A 14,263-nucleotide genomic window follows, 5' to 3' on the forward strand; every position below is an offset into this window, starting at 1 on the left:
GTTTAGACCTTAGACATTGAACCTTAAACTCATTAAAGAATAATCGTCCTGTTCTGGTGAATAAATACCCGGTCGTTGAAAACGAGTTTCAGGGCCTGTGAGAGCACTATTTTCTCTACGTCGCGGCCCATGGTGGCCATGTCGGTGGCGGTGTGGCGGTGGTCTACTTCCTGCGTGTCCTGGGCAATGATGGGGCCTTCGTCGAGGTTGTTGTTGACGAAGTGGGCCGTGGCACCAATGATTTTTACGCCCCGCTCGTAGGCTTGCCGGTAGGGGCTGGCCCCCACAAAGGCGGGCAAAAACGAGTGGTGGATATTGACGATCCGGTTGTTGTAGTGGGCTACAAAATCGGGCGTCAGCACGCGCATGTATTTGGCCAGCACGAGGTAGTCGGGCTGGTAGATAGCCAGGGTGCGCAGTACGGCGGCCTCGTGTTCTTCGCGGGTTTTGCCTTCGTGGGCGATGTGGTGAAACGGAATGCCAAACTTGCTTACCAGCGGTTGCAGGGTGGCGTAGTTGCTCACCACGGCCAGAATATCGGCCCCCAACTCGTCGAAGCCGTAGCGGATGAGCAGCTCGCCCAGACAGTGGTGTTCTTTGGTGACAAACACCACCACGTTCTTTTTCTGCTTTGGATTCAGCCGCAAACTCACCCCGGCGGGCAGCGTTTGGCGCAGTTCATCCAGAATCTGTTGCGGATCGTGGCTGTCGAGCGCGATCCCGGCCTGCTGTGGCCCGGCCTCAAACTCGGTTCGCATGAAAAACTGCCCGTCGGGACTTACGTATTCGTCGTTGCGAATGATGTTGAGACCATGCCGGAAGAGAACGCCCGTGACGTGGTGAATCAGGCCCGGCCCGTCGGGGCCATCCATCAGCAGAATATGTTTAGTCATAGGTGAAGCAGACAGGCGGGGTGGGTTGTTAAGTAGTGGAAACGGGTGCCTGTGGATGTAAGGCTGTTCATGCAAGATAAATTGAATCGAGTAAACTTACATACGCGCCGATTTTCATGCCTGTAAACTGCTTACTTGCAGGTGAAATTTACATCTTGACAAAACCACCCCAACCCAGCCTCTGCCGTGGAATCAATCTTCTCAACGTCCAAACGCAAACTCTTACTCGAAATCGCCTGGGAGGTCTGTAATCAGGTGGGCGGTATCTACACCGTAATCCGCTCGAAAGTACCCGCGATGGTCGAGAAGTGGGACGATAATTATGTGCTGCTGGGGCCTTACTTCCCCCAAAAAGCCGCCGCCGAATACGAACCCATTACCGACCCCGACGAAACCGAAATTGGGCAGACTGTGCGCAAGATGCGGCAATTGGGCTACGACGTAGAATATGGTTACTGGCTGGTAACGGGTCGCCCGCGGGTGGTCATGTTCAACGTGCAAAGCCTTGCCCCTCAGGTAGATGCCATCAAAGCAGGCCTGTGGGAACGGCATCAACTGCCTACGCTCAACGTGGAAGATCTGGTGAACCAGACGCTGCTGTTTGGCGAAATGGTCCGCGTATTTATTACCCTGCTGGCTGCCGACCATGCCCGCCGCGTTGACCTGGTGGCCCATTTTCACGAATGGATGGCCGCTTCGGGCCTGCCCGACCTCCGGCGCGACAATGTGCGCGTGGCCACCACCTTCACCACCCACGCCACCATGCTGGGGCGCTACCTGGCCCAGAACGAAACCGGTTTCTACCAAAAGCTGCCCACCTTCAACTGGCAAAAAGAAGCCCGGCACTACGGCATCGAAGCTCAGGCAACCGTAGAAAGACTAGCCGCGCAGCAGAGCCATGTATTCACCACCGTGAGCGACGTGACCGCCCGCGAGTGCGAGGTGTTTCTGGGTCGCAGCCCCGACCTGGTGCTGCCCAACGGCCTGAACGTGACGCGCTTTGCCGCCGCCCACGAGTTTCAGAACCTGCACGTGAAGTTCAAAGAGCGCATCCACGAGTTTGTGATGGGTCACTTCTTCCAGAACTATTCCTTCGACCTCGACAAGACGCTGTACTTCTTCACGTCGGGGCGGTTCGAGTTTACCAACAAAGGGTACGACCTCACGCTGGAGGCTCTGGCGCGGCTGAACTGGCGGATGCGCGAGGCCAACATGGACACCACCGTGGTGATGTTTATGGTGACCAAGCAGCCCTACCGGTCTATCAATCCCGAAGTGCTCCACACCCGCGCCCTGCTCGACGAGATCCGCGAAACCACCGATGCCATTGAAAAGCAGGTGGGCGAACGGCTCTTTCTGGCCTCGGCATCGGGGCAGGAAACCAACCTGCCCGACCTTAACAAGTTTGTGGACGAATACTGGCGGCTGCGCCTGCGGCGGACCATTCAGAGCTGGAAAACCAAGCAGCTGCCCCGCTTTGTCACGCACGATCTCTTGCAGGAAGACGACATGACGCGGTTTATCCGGCAGGCCAACCTGGTCAATAATGAATACGACCGTGTGAAAATCGTGTACCACCCCGACTTCATCGCCTCGACCAACCCGCTGTTTGGCCTCGACTACAGTCAGTTTGTGCGGGGGTGCCACCTGGGCGTATTTCCGAGCTACTACGAACCCTGGGGCTATACGCCGCTGGAGTGCGTGGTGCGGGGCATTCCCACCGTCACGAGCGACCAATCGGGCTTTGGCGATTTCATCATGCAGATCATGCGCGACTACGAAAACCGGGGCATCTACGTGGTCAATCGCAAAACACAAAACTTCGATGAAGCGGCCAACCAACTCGCCGACATCCTGTTCCGGTTTGTGCGGATGACCATGCGCGACCGGATTCAGCAGCGCAACCGCGTGGAAAGCATCGCCGAAGTATTCGACTGGACCAACCTCCGTTCCTACTACGACACCGCCCACGACCTGTCATTGAAACGCCGGAAACCGTGACTATTTCCGAGGAATTCATCTATTTCATCTGGCAGTTTCAATACGTTGCCAATCAGGCGCTTACCACTACCGACGGCGAAACGGTTGAGGTGTTGCACCCCGGTTTTCGGAATGGTAATGCCGGACCTGATTTCCTGAACGCCCGGCTGCGCATTGCGGGGGTAGAGTGGGTGGGCACGGTGGAAGCGCACGTACGCACGTCGGACTGGCTTGTGCATCAGCATCAGGGCGATAAGGCCTATGATAACGTGATCCTGCACATTGTCTGGCACCACGACCGCGCCGTGCCCCGCCCCGACGGCACCCGATTGCCCACCCTGGAACTGGCCCCGCTCACCGCCGACAACCTCCTGAGCCGTTACGGCACCCTCACCAGCAGTGCCGACGTTATTCCCTGCGCCGGGCAGTTTCGCATGGTGAAGCCCCTGCGCCAAACCGCCATGCTCGACAAAGCCCTGCTGGAGCGCCTCGAACGCAAAGCCGCCGACGTGCAGGCGTTGTATGATGCCACGGGGCAGGACTGGGAAGAAACCGCCTACCGCCTCCTGGCCATGCACCTGGGCAGCAAAGTCAACGCCGACCCCATGGAGCAACTCACCCGGACGGTGCCACTGCGGGTGCTTCACAAACACCGCAACAACCTCACGCAGCTAGAGGCGCTGCTCTTCGGTACGGCCGGGTTGCTGGACGACACCGACCCGGAAGCTGCTACTACCCCCGACGAATACCGGGCCGTACTGCGCCGAGAACATCAATTTTTGGCCACCAAATACGCCCTGACCGACGGGCAACTACCCGCCCACGTCTGGAAATGGGGTAAGCTGCGTCCGGCGGGGTTCCCTACCATGCGGCTGGCGCAACTGGCCCGGCTTGTTCATGAATATGGCAGCCTGTTTTCGCTGCTGGTCGATACCCCCGACGCGCCTTCGTTGCTGGCCATGTTGCAACTGATGCCTTCGGCCTACTGGCAAACGCATTACCGGTTTGGGAAAACGGGAGCGAAACTCTCGGCCACGCTGGGTGAGGCCACGGCCACGGGCCTGCTCATCAACGTGGCCGTGCCCCTGCTGGCGGCCTACGCCAAACGCAAAGATCAGCCCGACCTGCTCGACCGGGCCATCAGCCTGCTGGAACAACTCCCCGCCGAAGACAACCGCATCACCCGCCTCTGGGACGACCTGGGCCTGGCCGTAAAAACCGCCTTCGATTCGCAGGCCTCGATTGAGTTGTATAACAATTTCTGCACCCCCAAACGCTGCCTCAACTGCCAGATCGGTATTGCCCTGGTGCGGGTGTGATGGATGTAGTTACAGATAAGTTATAGGTTTTGATTCCGCGTATTGCTGCCGCGCGGCCCCGCGGCGGCGGACCGTCTCGACTGCGCTCGGGGTGACAGGCACCTTGAATCAACTCAGTAAACTTGACTCTACCTGCCTGTCACCCCGAGCGCAGTCGAGACGGTCCGCCGCCGCGGGGCCGCACGGCAGCAATACGCTTATTAACAGCTCGTTGCCCACCCCCATCACGCCAGCGCCATTTCTTTTCGTTCGCCGATTTGTTGCCGCCACATGGCGTAATAGAGGCCTTTGTGAGCCAGGAGTTCGGCGTGGGCACCCTGCTCTACCACGTGCCCTTTTTCGAGCACGAAAATGCGGTCGGCGTGGAGGATGGTACTCAGGCGGTGGGCAATCAGGATCGTGATGCGGTGCTGCGAGGCCGACAGCTGCCGCACCGTGTTGGTGATCTCTTCTTCGGTAAGCGAATCCAACGCCGAGGTGGCCTCGTCGAACACCAGCAGGGCGGGTTCGCGGAGCAGGGCGCGGGCAATGCTCAGGCGCTGCTTTTCTCCCCCCGATACCTTCACGCCACCTTCGCCAATGACCGTATCCAGCCCCTGTGGTGCGCGGGCCAGCAGCCCGTCTGCGGCGGCCTGATGCAGGGCGCGAAGGCAGTCGGCGTCGGTAGCGTTGGGGGCTACAAAGAGCAGGTTCTCGCGGATGGTACCGGCAAAAAGCTGCGTATCCTGTGTCACAAAGCCGATTTGCTCCCGCAACTCGTCCAGGTTTACTTCGTCGCCAGGAATATCATTATATAGAATACGCCCTTCTTTGGGTTGATACAGCCCCACCAGCAGCTTCACCAGCGTGGTCTTACCCGACCCCGACGGCCCCACAAACGCAATGGTTTCACCCGTTTTTACATCGAACGAAATACCAGCCAGGGCGGGGGTGTTGGCCGAGAGGTGCTTGAAATGCACGTTCTCAAACGCCAGCTCGTCAATGCGCCCCACGGTCTGAGGATGCGCTGGTTTTTCGTCGCGGGGGGTGTCGAGAATGCGCTGGAAATTGGCCAGCGACGCCTCGGTTTCGCGGTAGACGTTGATGATGTTGCCCAGCTCCTGCAACGGTCCGAAAATGGCAAATGAGTAAATGAACAGCGAGAAGAATTCGCCCACGGTGATCTTGCCCTGCACCACCAGAAACAGCATCAGCAGCATGATGGCGTTGCGCAGCAGGTTCACAAACGTGCCCTGAATAAATGACAGCGACCGGATGTAGCGCACCTTTTTTAGCTCCAGCTTCAGAATTTTGCCTGTAGTGCCATTGAGCCGCTCGGTCTCCTGCTGGGCCAAACCGAGGCTCTTCACCAGCTCAATGTTGCGCAGGCTCTCGGTGGTCGACCCGGCTAGGGCAGTGGTTTCGGCTACGATGGTTTTTTGTACTACTTTAATCTTTTTGCTCAGCAGCGAACTGACGAAACCCAGCAGCGGAATGGTAAGGAAATAGGCCGGGGCAATGGGCCAGTAGACCGTGCTGGCGTACCACATCACAAACACGATACCCACAATTGAGGTAAACAGCACGTTCACAAACGACTGAATGAGCTTCTCTACATCGGTGCGCACCTTCTGCAAAATCCCCAGCGTCTCGCCCGACCGCTGATCCTCAAAGACCTGATAAGGCAGTTCGAGCGAGTGTTGCAGGCCGTCGGAGTACATTTGTGCACCCAGTCGTTGGGTGATGACGTTGACGTAATAGTCCTGGAAGTTTTTAGCAATGCGGCTCACCATGGCCACGCCCAATGCCTGCAAAATGAGCAGCCCGGAGCCTTTTTGCAGAAACCCCCAAAAATTGATGTCGCGCCAGGTACCACCCGGCTTCACCACATACTGGTCAATGATTTTGCGAAAAATATAGGGATCAAGCAGGGAGAACACCTGGTTGACGGTGGCCAGCACCAGCGCCAGAATGAGCAGGCCCCAATAGCGGCTTAGGTAGAAGTACAGTAGTTTCATGTGAAGTAACGGCGTGTTCGAAATGGCCAACCAGACCGAAAACAGGGTCTGGATAGTAAACCCCATACGGTATAAAAAGGTGGCACGCTAGTTAGTGGTGAGTGGTAAACGATGAGCGGTAAGTGTAGCCAAGGCTAATGCTTTCACTTACCACTCATCGTTTACCACTCACCACTCCCTCACTTCACCGTTAGCGTAAAGCTTAGGTTCACGTCGTCGGAGCCGGGGGCGGCGGTGCCGTCTTTGACTATGGTGCCATTGACGGGGGGCTGATGACGCAGGCGTACGTTGAGTTTGCCGGTGCCTGCTACGCCGGTGCGGGCAGTGCCGATGAGGCCTACAGGCAGGTTGCGGCTGTCTTTGTCGCCATAGGTATAAGTGAGCAGGGCCGTTGGGTCAGCGGCGTAGAGAAACAGGTGTTCCTCTTTCTGGGTGCTGATCTCGTTGGTGACCGATACCGTGGGCGTCTTGCTTTCGTCGAGCAGATCAACGGTTAGGCTGTAGCTGGTGTTGGCGGTCAGGGTGATCGCGTCGAACTTAGTAGGAGTAGCCCCGCCACTCTTATTCTGATAAGTAGCGGTTTGGGTATTGGTGGTGCCTACGGGCGTAAACCGCAGCGTAACGGTAGTAATGAGTTCATTCTCATCGGCCGGTAGGGGGTCAGTACCTTTTTTGCAACCATTAAATAGAAACAGAAGGCTAATGCCAAGGACCCAGCTGAGGTGCAGTTTGTTTTGAGTACGCATAACGAGGATGTGTTTTCCTGAAGGACAAACATACGAACTTGCAACGTTGTTGCAATTATTTTTGCAACCTTATTGCAACAACGGAAGTTATGCTTGTACTTTTGTGAACAGAAAATTGCGATTGACCATGAAGCTGGATCTCTTCGACAAGAAGGCCGATTATATTGGTATCACGGGTTCGGTGCTGTGCATTATTCACTGCATGGCGGCCCCGGTGATGGTAATGACAACGGGCTTTTTGCGCACCGACGCTACCCTGCGTATCGGCTTTCTGGGTCTCGACTACGTGTTCATTGCTATCAACATAGCAGCAGTTTATTTCGCTACGAGGCATCATACGTCGGCTGCTATTCGCGCTACCCTCTGGGGTTTTCTGACCCTGTTTGCCACGAGCCTGCTCCTCGAAGCTGTCAGCTCCCTGTTTGAGTATACAGCCTATTTCGCCTCTGCGGGGCTGGTTATCACCCACCTCATTAACCTCCGCCAACATCGTGTTGCGCACGCGGGGTGAGTTCAAGGAAGGCAGTTAAAACCTTAAACCGGCTTCCCCTTCCTGCTTAACGAAAAGACGGCAATTAGCACCCAGACTATGTTGACGAGTGCCGACGGATAGGCGCCGTGGTAGTAGGTGTTGACAATAAAGAATAGACCGCCAATCAGGTTAGCCCAGATATAGCGCGGGTCTTTGGCATCTAACCTGCCCTGCATGTTCAGAAAATAAGCACCCACAATAAGGGCAGAGGCTATCCAGCCCAAGGTTTCAATGGTGTAATGGAGCATGAGTGTTTTATAAGTCGGCAATCAGTCGCAAGAGCCAGTCGGGCTTTAAAAATAGCAGGATCACAGGTGGTACCGTAATGGCCAACGCTACCCACTGACCAACCGTAAGTCGCACAACACTAGGTACAGCACCCGTTGGGGCAGGGCGAAAAATGAGCAGAAATGGAATGCGCAGGTAGTAGAACAGCGACACCACCACGTTGGCCAGCCCAATGCCGTAGAGCCAGATCAGCCACGGGTTACCTGTTGTCTGGTAGGCCTCGAACAGGGCTGAAAAAGACAGTAGTTTGGCCGTAAACCCCACCGTAGGCGGCAGGCCCGTCAGCCCCAGCATGACCACTACCAGGCACACACCCAGCAGGGGAGATACCGAGAAACGACCCGCAAAGTCGGCCATACGTAGCGACCCGGCGGGGGCGAGGGCGTCAATGAGGAAGAAAGCGGCCAGGGTAATAAACAGGTAGGTAGCCACATAGAACGTAGCTGCCTCAAAGCCCGATTCGTTCAGCGCCACCACGCCCACCAGCAGAAACCCCGCCTGTGCAATAGTAGAATAGGCCAGCATCCGTTTAGCATCGGTCTGACGCAGGGCCGAGAGGTTGCCCAGCAGAATGCCCGCCAGAGCCACCACCGCCAATGGTGTTTGCATGCCCGCCGACTGCCCCGCCGACAATAACCGCATTAGTACCAGCAAAGCCGCTGCTTTAGGCGCAATGGAGAAAAAAGCCGCTACGGGTACCGGCGCGGCTTCGTAGGCATCGGGCGTCCAGATATGAAATGGCACCGCCGAAAGTTTAAACAACACCCCCGCCAGCGTGAGCAGCCCCGCCACCAGCGCCACCGTTCCGCCGTCGGCCAGCAGGGTGCCAAAGGTATCGGCCGTGATATCGAGGGTGCCGGTGAGGCCATACAGCAACGACATGCCGTAGAGCATAATGGCCGAACTAACCGCCCCGAAGAGCAGGTATTTCAGCCCCCCTTCGGCAGCTTTCCGGTCGGCGACGAGGCCGGTGAGGAGGTAAGACGCAATGGAAACAAGTTCGATGCTGAGGTAGATTGTGAGCAGGTTTACGGCCATCGTGAGCAGGTACAGGCCCAGCACCAGCCCCACCAGCAAGACGTACCACTCGGTAGGCAATAGCCGTTTGGGGGCCGTGGAAGTGCTATTTCCAGTTTCCCAGAGTACTACAGCCATGGCCGCACCGGTGACGATGACTTTGAAAAACAAGGCCTGCCGATCCAGAAAGAGCAGGTTCATAAACAGGCTGCCGCGCCCGGTTTCGCCCATAGCCAGCACCCCTGCTACCGCCAGACCCGCCACGGTAATGCCCGTCAGCCAGCGCCGCGTAGTGACTATGTCGGTCTGCCGCAGTAGCACTAATTCGCCCACCAGCAGCCCACAAAACAGGCCGCTTAGCCACAACTCGGCCCCCACGCCGCCCAGGCTATCGAGTATATTTTGTAGTTGTTCGGCGAGAGACATAATTTGATTTACGAATTACGATGGACGACTTACGATTTATTGCTTTCGCACGTAGGCCAAGGCAAGCGTAGTTAGGCGTCAGCAATAAATCGTAAGTCGTCCATCGTAACCGCGGCGGCTAGGCGCCCCCGGCGGGCCGCTTGTAAATATTAAATAATGCCGTCCCGTTCCGCCTGATCTTCGTAGCCGCGCACCTGAACGGGCTTCTGGTTTTTGCGGAGCTTGATATTCAGCACTTCTACCATCAGAGAGAATGCAATGGCGAAGTAGAGATAGCCTTTGGGCACGGTACCCACCGGCGAGTTGAACAAGGACACTTCCGAGAGGTGGGCACCTTCGGCGATGAGCATGAACCCAATCATGATCAGAAACGACAGGCCCAACATCTGAATGCTGGGGTGGTCGTTGACAAATCGGCCTACGGGACCGGCAAAGAACATCATAATCAGTACCGACAAAATTACGGCAATAATCATGACGGTTACATTCTGGGTCAGGCCCACGGCGGTCAGGATCGAGTCGATGGAGAAAACTACGTTGATGATGGCAATTTGGGCAACCACACCACCCACGCTGTTTTTGGATCCTCCTTTTTTTTCGGGCATTACGTCGTCGCCGTGGGGGTCGCCTTCCAGCTTATGATGAATTTCAGACGTGGCTTTATAGAGGAGAAACAGGCCACCAATGAAGAGAATGATGCTTTGTCCGGTGGGAGCTGCCACGAGCCAGCCTGTATCGATGTGGGTGAAGGGCTTGCTGAGCGAGATCAGGATGGAGATACCAAATAGCAGCACTACCCGGAAGATCATGGCCAGCAGCAGGCCAATGTTGCGGGCTTTGGGCTGATCGGCGCGGGGAAGTTTATTAGCGGCAATGGAGATGAAAATGATGTTGTCAATCCCCAGAACGATTTCCAGAAACGTGAGCGTCAAGAGGCTGATGATGGCCTCGGCTGTGAAGAGTTGATCCATGAGTGCGTGGTAACGAAAGCCCAAAATTACCCCGCTGTGCCCTTCGGAACAAACAGGTTACAGTAATGAGCAGCCCAATCCATAAACGGTGTGAGGGCGGGATGAACATGAAAAAACCGCCTGCCGATGCCAGCAGGCGGTTTTTGTAAGGGGAGTTGCCCGTAGCAACGTACCGCCTGATGTTGATTAGGCAGCTACTTCGGCCACGGGTGCCGTAGCGGCCACTTCGGCAGGAATCACGTTCACCAGCGACCGGTCGTCACGACCTTTGCTGAAGTGTACGGTGCCTTCGATGAGAGCAAACAGGGTGTGGTCACGACCCAGACCCACGTTTTTGCCGGGGTGGTGTTTCGTGCCGCGCTGCCGCACAATAATGTTGCCGGCAATCACTTTCTGACCGCCAAACAATTTTACGCCTAAGCGTTTGCTGATACTATCCCGGCCGTTCCTCGAACTACCGACGCCTTTCTTGTGTGCCATCTTTTTGAGGAGTATTAAACGGTAATGTCGTTGATTTGAACTTTGGTCAGGTACTGACGGTGACCGTTCTTTTTCTTGTAGCCCTTGCGGCGCTTCTTTTTGAAGACGATGACCTTTTCACCTTTCAGGTGTTCGACGATAGTGGCCGATACGGCTGCGCCTGCCACGAGGGGGGCGCCAACGGTAATCGTGCCTTCGTTGTCAACCAGGAGAACCTTCACCTGGTCGGAGGCAAGTGCAGCGTCCACGTCACCTCCCAACCGGTGGGTATAGATGAAGCGGCCCTTCTCGATTTTAAACTGCTGCCCTGCGATCTCTACGATTGCGTACATGATTGTGTGTATAACTTGAAAATGAGGGTGCAAAGGTAGAAAAAAGTTAGCAGTTGGCAGTGGTAGCAGGTAGAAAAAGTTGGTAGTGTAGCCATGTTCTGTTCAAGGCCCTACCCGTAATCGCCCACCCGGCAGATAACGCAGTTGCCCACCTGTTCCGTAACGTACCCGTAGTACACTGGCTGCGAAACCTGCCGGAATGGTGATGGCATGGTTGAGCGTGATGGCATCGGTAGCCGTGGGTACCTGCCCGCACGACCATACGGTAGCGTCGTCCCAATTGCCGGACCTGAGCGTCGTGTTCCCTAAATACACCATGACGCTGGCCGAAACGACTGCTATGGCCGGACAGCCATCAGCCGACGGAGTAAGGCTCACGGAATACACGTCGCCCGCCATTGCTATCTGCACTGGGTATGTGTTGGTTGGCCGTCTGGCAATGCTCAGGCCACTACCCGCGCTGCTGGTGGTGCCCGCGTAGATAATACCATTGGCGCCAACGGACAACCCCTGTACATAATTGGCCCCCAAACCACTGGCGGTAGTGTAATTGACAAACATCTGGCCACCGTTGGTCGAGATGCTCAATCCGCCATCACTACCAGCATAAACAGTCCCGGTGGCATCGACAAAGACAGTTTCAACGGAATTGTTACCCAAACCGTTGGCGGTAGTGCGGTTGATGAATGTAGTACCCCCGTCGGTGGAGATACTCAGTCCGCCGTAGGTAGCCACGTAGATGGTGCCGTCGGGACCAACCACTACGTCGGTGGTTTGGTCAGTACCTAAGCCGTTCGCCGAAGTACGGTTCACAAACGTGTTTCCTCCATCTGAGGAAATGCTTAACCCGCCGTAGGTGGCTGCATAAATCTTCCCGTCTGGGCCGGCCGTGACGTTGTAGACCGTCACGCCGCCTAATCCGTTGGTAGTTGTCTTGTAGGCGAACGTATTTCCCCCATCGGTCGATATGCCCAGACCTGCTGCGGTTGCTCCACCAGTAGCGACGTATATTTTACCCGTGCCATCTACATAAACACCCGATACGGTTCTGGTATTGATCTTGTTGCTGAATGTACTGCCCCCGTCGGCCGAAATGCTCAACCCGGCATTGGTGGCTGCATATATTTTCCCGTCGGTGCCAACGAAGGCGTTGAAAATGAAATTATTACCCAGGCCATTTGCTGTGGTACGGTTCACAAATGATTGCCCGCCGTCGGTCGAAATACTTAACCCGCCTGTGGTTGAAGCATAAACGTTTCCGTTGGCGGAGACATAAACACCAAGCACGTTGGCACTGCCCAGTCCGTTGGTAGTTGTTTTGTTACTGACAGTTAGCAATGACAATCTATTCCGTGCCCATCGGTAACCCGGGTTTGTGCCGCCATTGGTGGGCGTGGCCGTGAGCGTTTGGCTACTACCTGCACACATCACTATTGGGTTAAGTCCAACGGTGGCGGTAGTCGAAATGGCTGTAGCCTGCACTGTCATGCTGCCAGGGCCAGTGCAATTATTGATCGTGCAGGAAGCCGAGTAACTCTCCGTTGCTGATATGGATAGCACATTGCCCGTTACGCCCGTATTCCACCTGACTACGCCCGCGCAGCCGCTGGCTGTAAGTGAGGTGGTTTGCCCCAGGCAGAAGCTAACCGAACCCGATGGGCTGATGGTGGGGGCGGTGGGTATGCTGGTGGTCAATACGGTAAGCGTGGCACTGTTGGGGCTGGCGCAGCTTTCGGTGGTGCAGGTGGCAAAATAACCCACCGAACCTGCCGAAGGCGTGATAATTAAGCTGGCCCCGGTCGCGCCTGTATTCCAGGTAACGGTTCCGGCGCAACCCGATGCTGTGAGCGTAACGCTCGTTCCGGCGCAAATGCTGGCACTGGGGCTGACTGTGAGGGTGGGCGCACTCGGAATAGCGCAGGTCTTGTAGAGTTGTGAATTGCTATTACCATCAGGCTGCCCCCTTAAGTAAAGTCGACCGTTATAAGCCAGTGAGTTATAGTTTGTTGCTGCGTTGCTTATAGAGGCTGAAGACCCGCTGCCAGAACCCGGCCACAGGTCCTGTACCAACTGCGTCCCGGCAGATGACCCGTCGGAGCGCCAGATTTCGGTGCCGTTGATATCGGTATAGGCGTGGAAATAACAGATGCCGTTGATGCTGGCAAAATCGAGTGGGGTTGAACTACCAGTTCCGGGGTTAACATCACGTACCCGGAACGTACCGCCCGCCGTGCCGTCGCTCCGCCAAAGCTCTATACCAAACGTGGCATCCTCGGCGGGAAAGTAAAGCAGGTTCTGATAACCTTCAGGATTGACCTGATAAGTGCGAAAATAGCTCGGAATAGTAGCGCCCAGTATGGCCACCTGGCCCGTACCTGCCTGCGAGCCATCCGTTTTCCACAGTTGGTTGAAGGTCGATACAGGGCTGCCTGCCTGTACGACATGTGTTGTGCCGAAAAAATAAAGTGCGTTGGCCGTTGGTATGAACCGATCTACGGCGTCGAGCACAGATGCATTATACGTTGGATCATGTGCTACGGTATAAAGAGCAACCAGATTGATGCCATCATATTTCATGATTCGGCTGGTACTAAAACTGCTATTCGGGGTTGCCTGCTCGCGGAAGTACAAGGCACCATTCCAGACCGTGAGGCCAACTATACTGACACTAATCTGATTGGCGGTTGACTGACGAAGAATAACGGTGCCTGCCGTAGTGCCATCTGTTTTATAGAGGGCTCCGTTTGCCGCCCGGAAGTAAGCCGTTGTGCCATCGGAAACTACCTGCCCAATCGAGGTTAACTCACTCCTGATAGCATACGTACCTGCTGTGGTGCCGTCGCTGCGCCACAAGCCCGTGCCGTTGTCGCTAAAAAGCAAAATGCCACCGCTTATTTCGACCATGTATCTGGGAATAACACTAAACCCCGATTTCACTAGTTCAACCGCGCCTGTCTGCCCGTTAATCCGCTTCAACTGACCCGTAGTACCAAAATAGAGGTGCCCCCCGGCCACACAACGTCCCGTCGGGCTTTGGTCGAAAGTATCGCCCGACACCAGCACCGTGCCCGCCGCCGTACCATCGGTTCGGTAGATGCCGCTGTTAGGGCAATTGCCCCCGCCTCCATTAAAATAAAGCTGACTATTGAAGCGGATGAACGAGTTGGGAGCCAGGTTGCACTGAAAATCTTTGACCAGCGGAATCTGGGAATAGGCCTGACTAAACAGCCCCGTCAGCATCAGCAAATACAGGCCTGAACGGATCGCTTTCGGCATTGAATA

Annotated in this window: 12 protein-coding genes; 3 read left to right on the top strand and 9 right to left on the bottom strand. The window is 55.9% G+C overall.

The annotated features are described in order from the left end of the window. Positions 1-32: 32 nt before the first annotated feature. Complete coding sequence (purU, locus tag J2I48_RS26960; protein ID WP_207338645.1) at positions 33-893, bottom strand: formyltetrahydrofolate deformylase; 861 nt, start codon at positions 891-893, stop codon at positions 33-35. A gap of 186 nt (positions 894-1,079) precedes the next feature. Here purU and J2I48_RS26965 point away from each other — a divergent pair, with 186 nt between their 5' ends. Together J2I48_RS26965 and J2I48_RS26970 are read left to right on the top strand one after the other, a co-directional pair. Next, complete coding sequence (locus J2I48_RS26965; protein WP_207338646.1) at positions 1,080-2,894, top strand: glycosyltransferase; 1,815 nt, start codon at positions 1,080-1,082, stop codon at positions 2,892-2,894. Between the two features lie 2 nt (positions 2,895-2,896). Further along, entirely contained in the window at positions 2,897-4,192 is a 1,296-nt protein-coding gene (locus J2I48_RS26970) for a DUF2851 family protein (protein ID WP_207338693.1), read from the top strand. Between the two features lie 224 nt (positions 4,193-4,416). Here J2I48_RS26970 and J2I48_RS26975 read toward each other — a convergent pair whose 3' ends face one another. Both J2I48_RS26975 and J2I48_RS26980 read right to left on the bottom strand, forming a co-directional pair. Beyond that, positions 4,417-6,189: an ABC transporter ATP-binding protein gene (locus J2I48_RS26975; protein WP_207338647.1), complete on the bottom strand. Its 1,773-nt coding sequence runs from the start codon at positions 6,187-6,189 to the stop codon at positions 4,417-4,419. 179 nt (positions 6,190-6,368) lie between these two features. Next, entirely contained in the window at positions 6,369-6,935 is a 567-nt protein-coding gene (locus tag J2I48_RS26980; RefSeq protein WP_207338648.1) for a hypothetical protein, read from the bottom strand. 127 nt (positions 6,936-7,062) lie between these two features. Here J2I48_RS26980 and J2I48_RS26985 point away from each other — a divergent pair, with 127 nt between their 5' ends. Further along, positions 7,063-7,446 (top strand): MerC domain-containing protein, encoded by a 384-nt coding sequence (locus J2I48_RS26985; protein ID WP_207338649.1) that lies wholly within the window; start codon positions 7,063-7,065, stop codon positions 7,444-7,446. A gap of 23 nt (positions 7,447-7,469) precedes the next feature. On the opposite strand, the gene J2I48_RS26990 is transcribed toward J2I48_RS26985, so the two are convergent. The 6 genes from J2I48_RS26990 to J2I48_RS27015 form a co-directional block, all read right to left on the bottom strand. Continuing rightward, positions 7,470-7,715, bottom strand: coding sequence for a CBU_0592 family membrane protein (locus tag J2I48_RS26990; protein ID WP_207338650.1), 246 nt, complete (start codon positions 7,713-7,715; stop codon positions 7,470-7,472). Positions 7,716-7,722: 7 nt separating this feature from the next. Beyond that, the gene (locus tag J2I48_RS26995; RefSeq protein WP_207338651.1) at positions 7,723-9,198 is read right to left on the bottom strand and encodes an NADH-quinone oxidoreductase subunit N; all 1,476 of its coding nucleotides are present in this window, start codon (positions 9,196-9,198) and stop codon (positions 7,723-7,725) included. A gap of 149 nt (positions 9,199-9,347) precedes the next feature. Beyond that, complete coding sequence (locus tag J2I48_RS27000) at positions 9,348-10,169, bottom strand: TerC family protein (protein ID WP_207338652.1); 822 nt, start codon at positions 10,167-10,169, stop codon at positions 9,348-9,350. Between the two features lie 186 nt (positions 10,170-10,355). After that, on the bottom strand, positions 10,356-10,649 hold the full coding sequence (rpmA, locus tag J2I48_RS27005; RefSeq protein WP_207338653.1) for a 50S ribosomal protein L27: 294 nt from the start codon (positions 10,647-10,649) through the stop codon (positions 10,356-10,358). A gap of 14 nt (positions 10,650-10,663) precedes the next feature. Beyond that, positions 10,664-10,981, bottom strand: coding sequence for a 50S ribosomal protein L21 (gene rplU / locus J2I48_RS27010; protein WP_207338654.1), 318 nt, complete (start codon positions 10,979-10,981; stop codon positions 10,664-10,666). A 102-nt stretch (positions 10,982-11,083) separates the two neighbouring features. Further along, positions 11,084-14,257 carry a hypothetical protein gene (locus J2I48_RS27015; protein WP_207338655.1) on the bottom strand — a complete coding sequence of 1,058 codons (3,174 nt, stop codon included), beginning with the start codon at positions 14,255-14,257 and terminating at the stop codon, positions 11,084-11,086. Between the last annotated feature and the right edge of the window lie 6 nt (positions 14,258-14,263).

It is taken from the genome of Fibrella aquatilis, from assembly GCF_017353255.1.
Taxonomy (GTDB): Bacteria; Bacteroidota; Bacteroidia; order Cytophagales; family Spirosomataceae; genus Fibrella; species Fibrella aquatilis.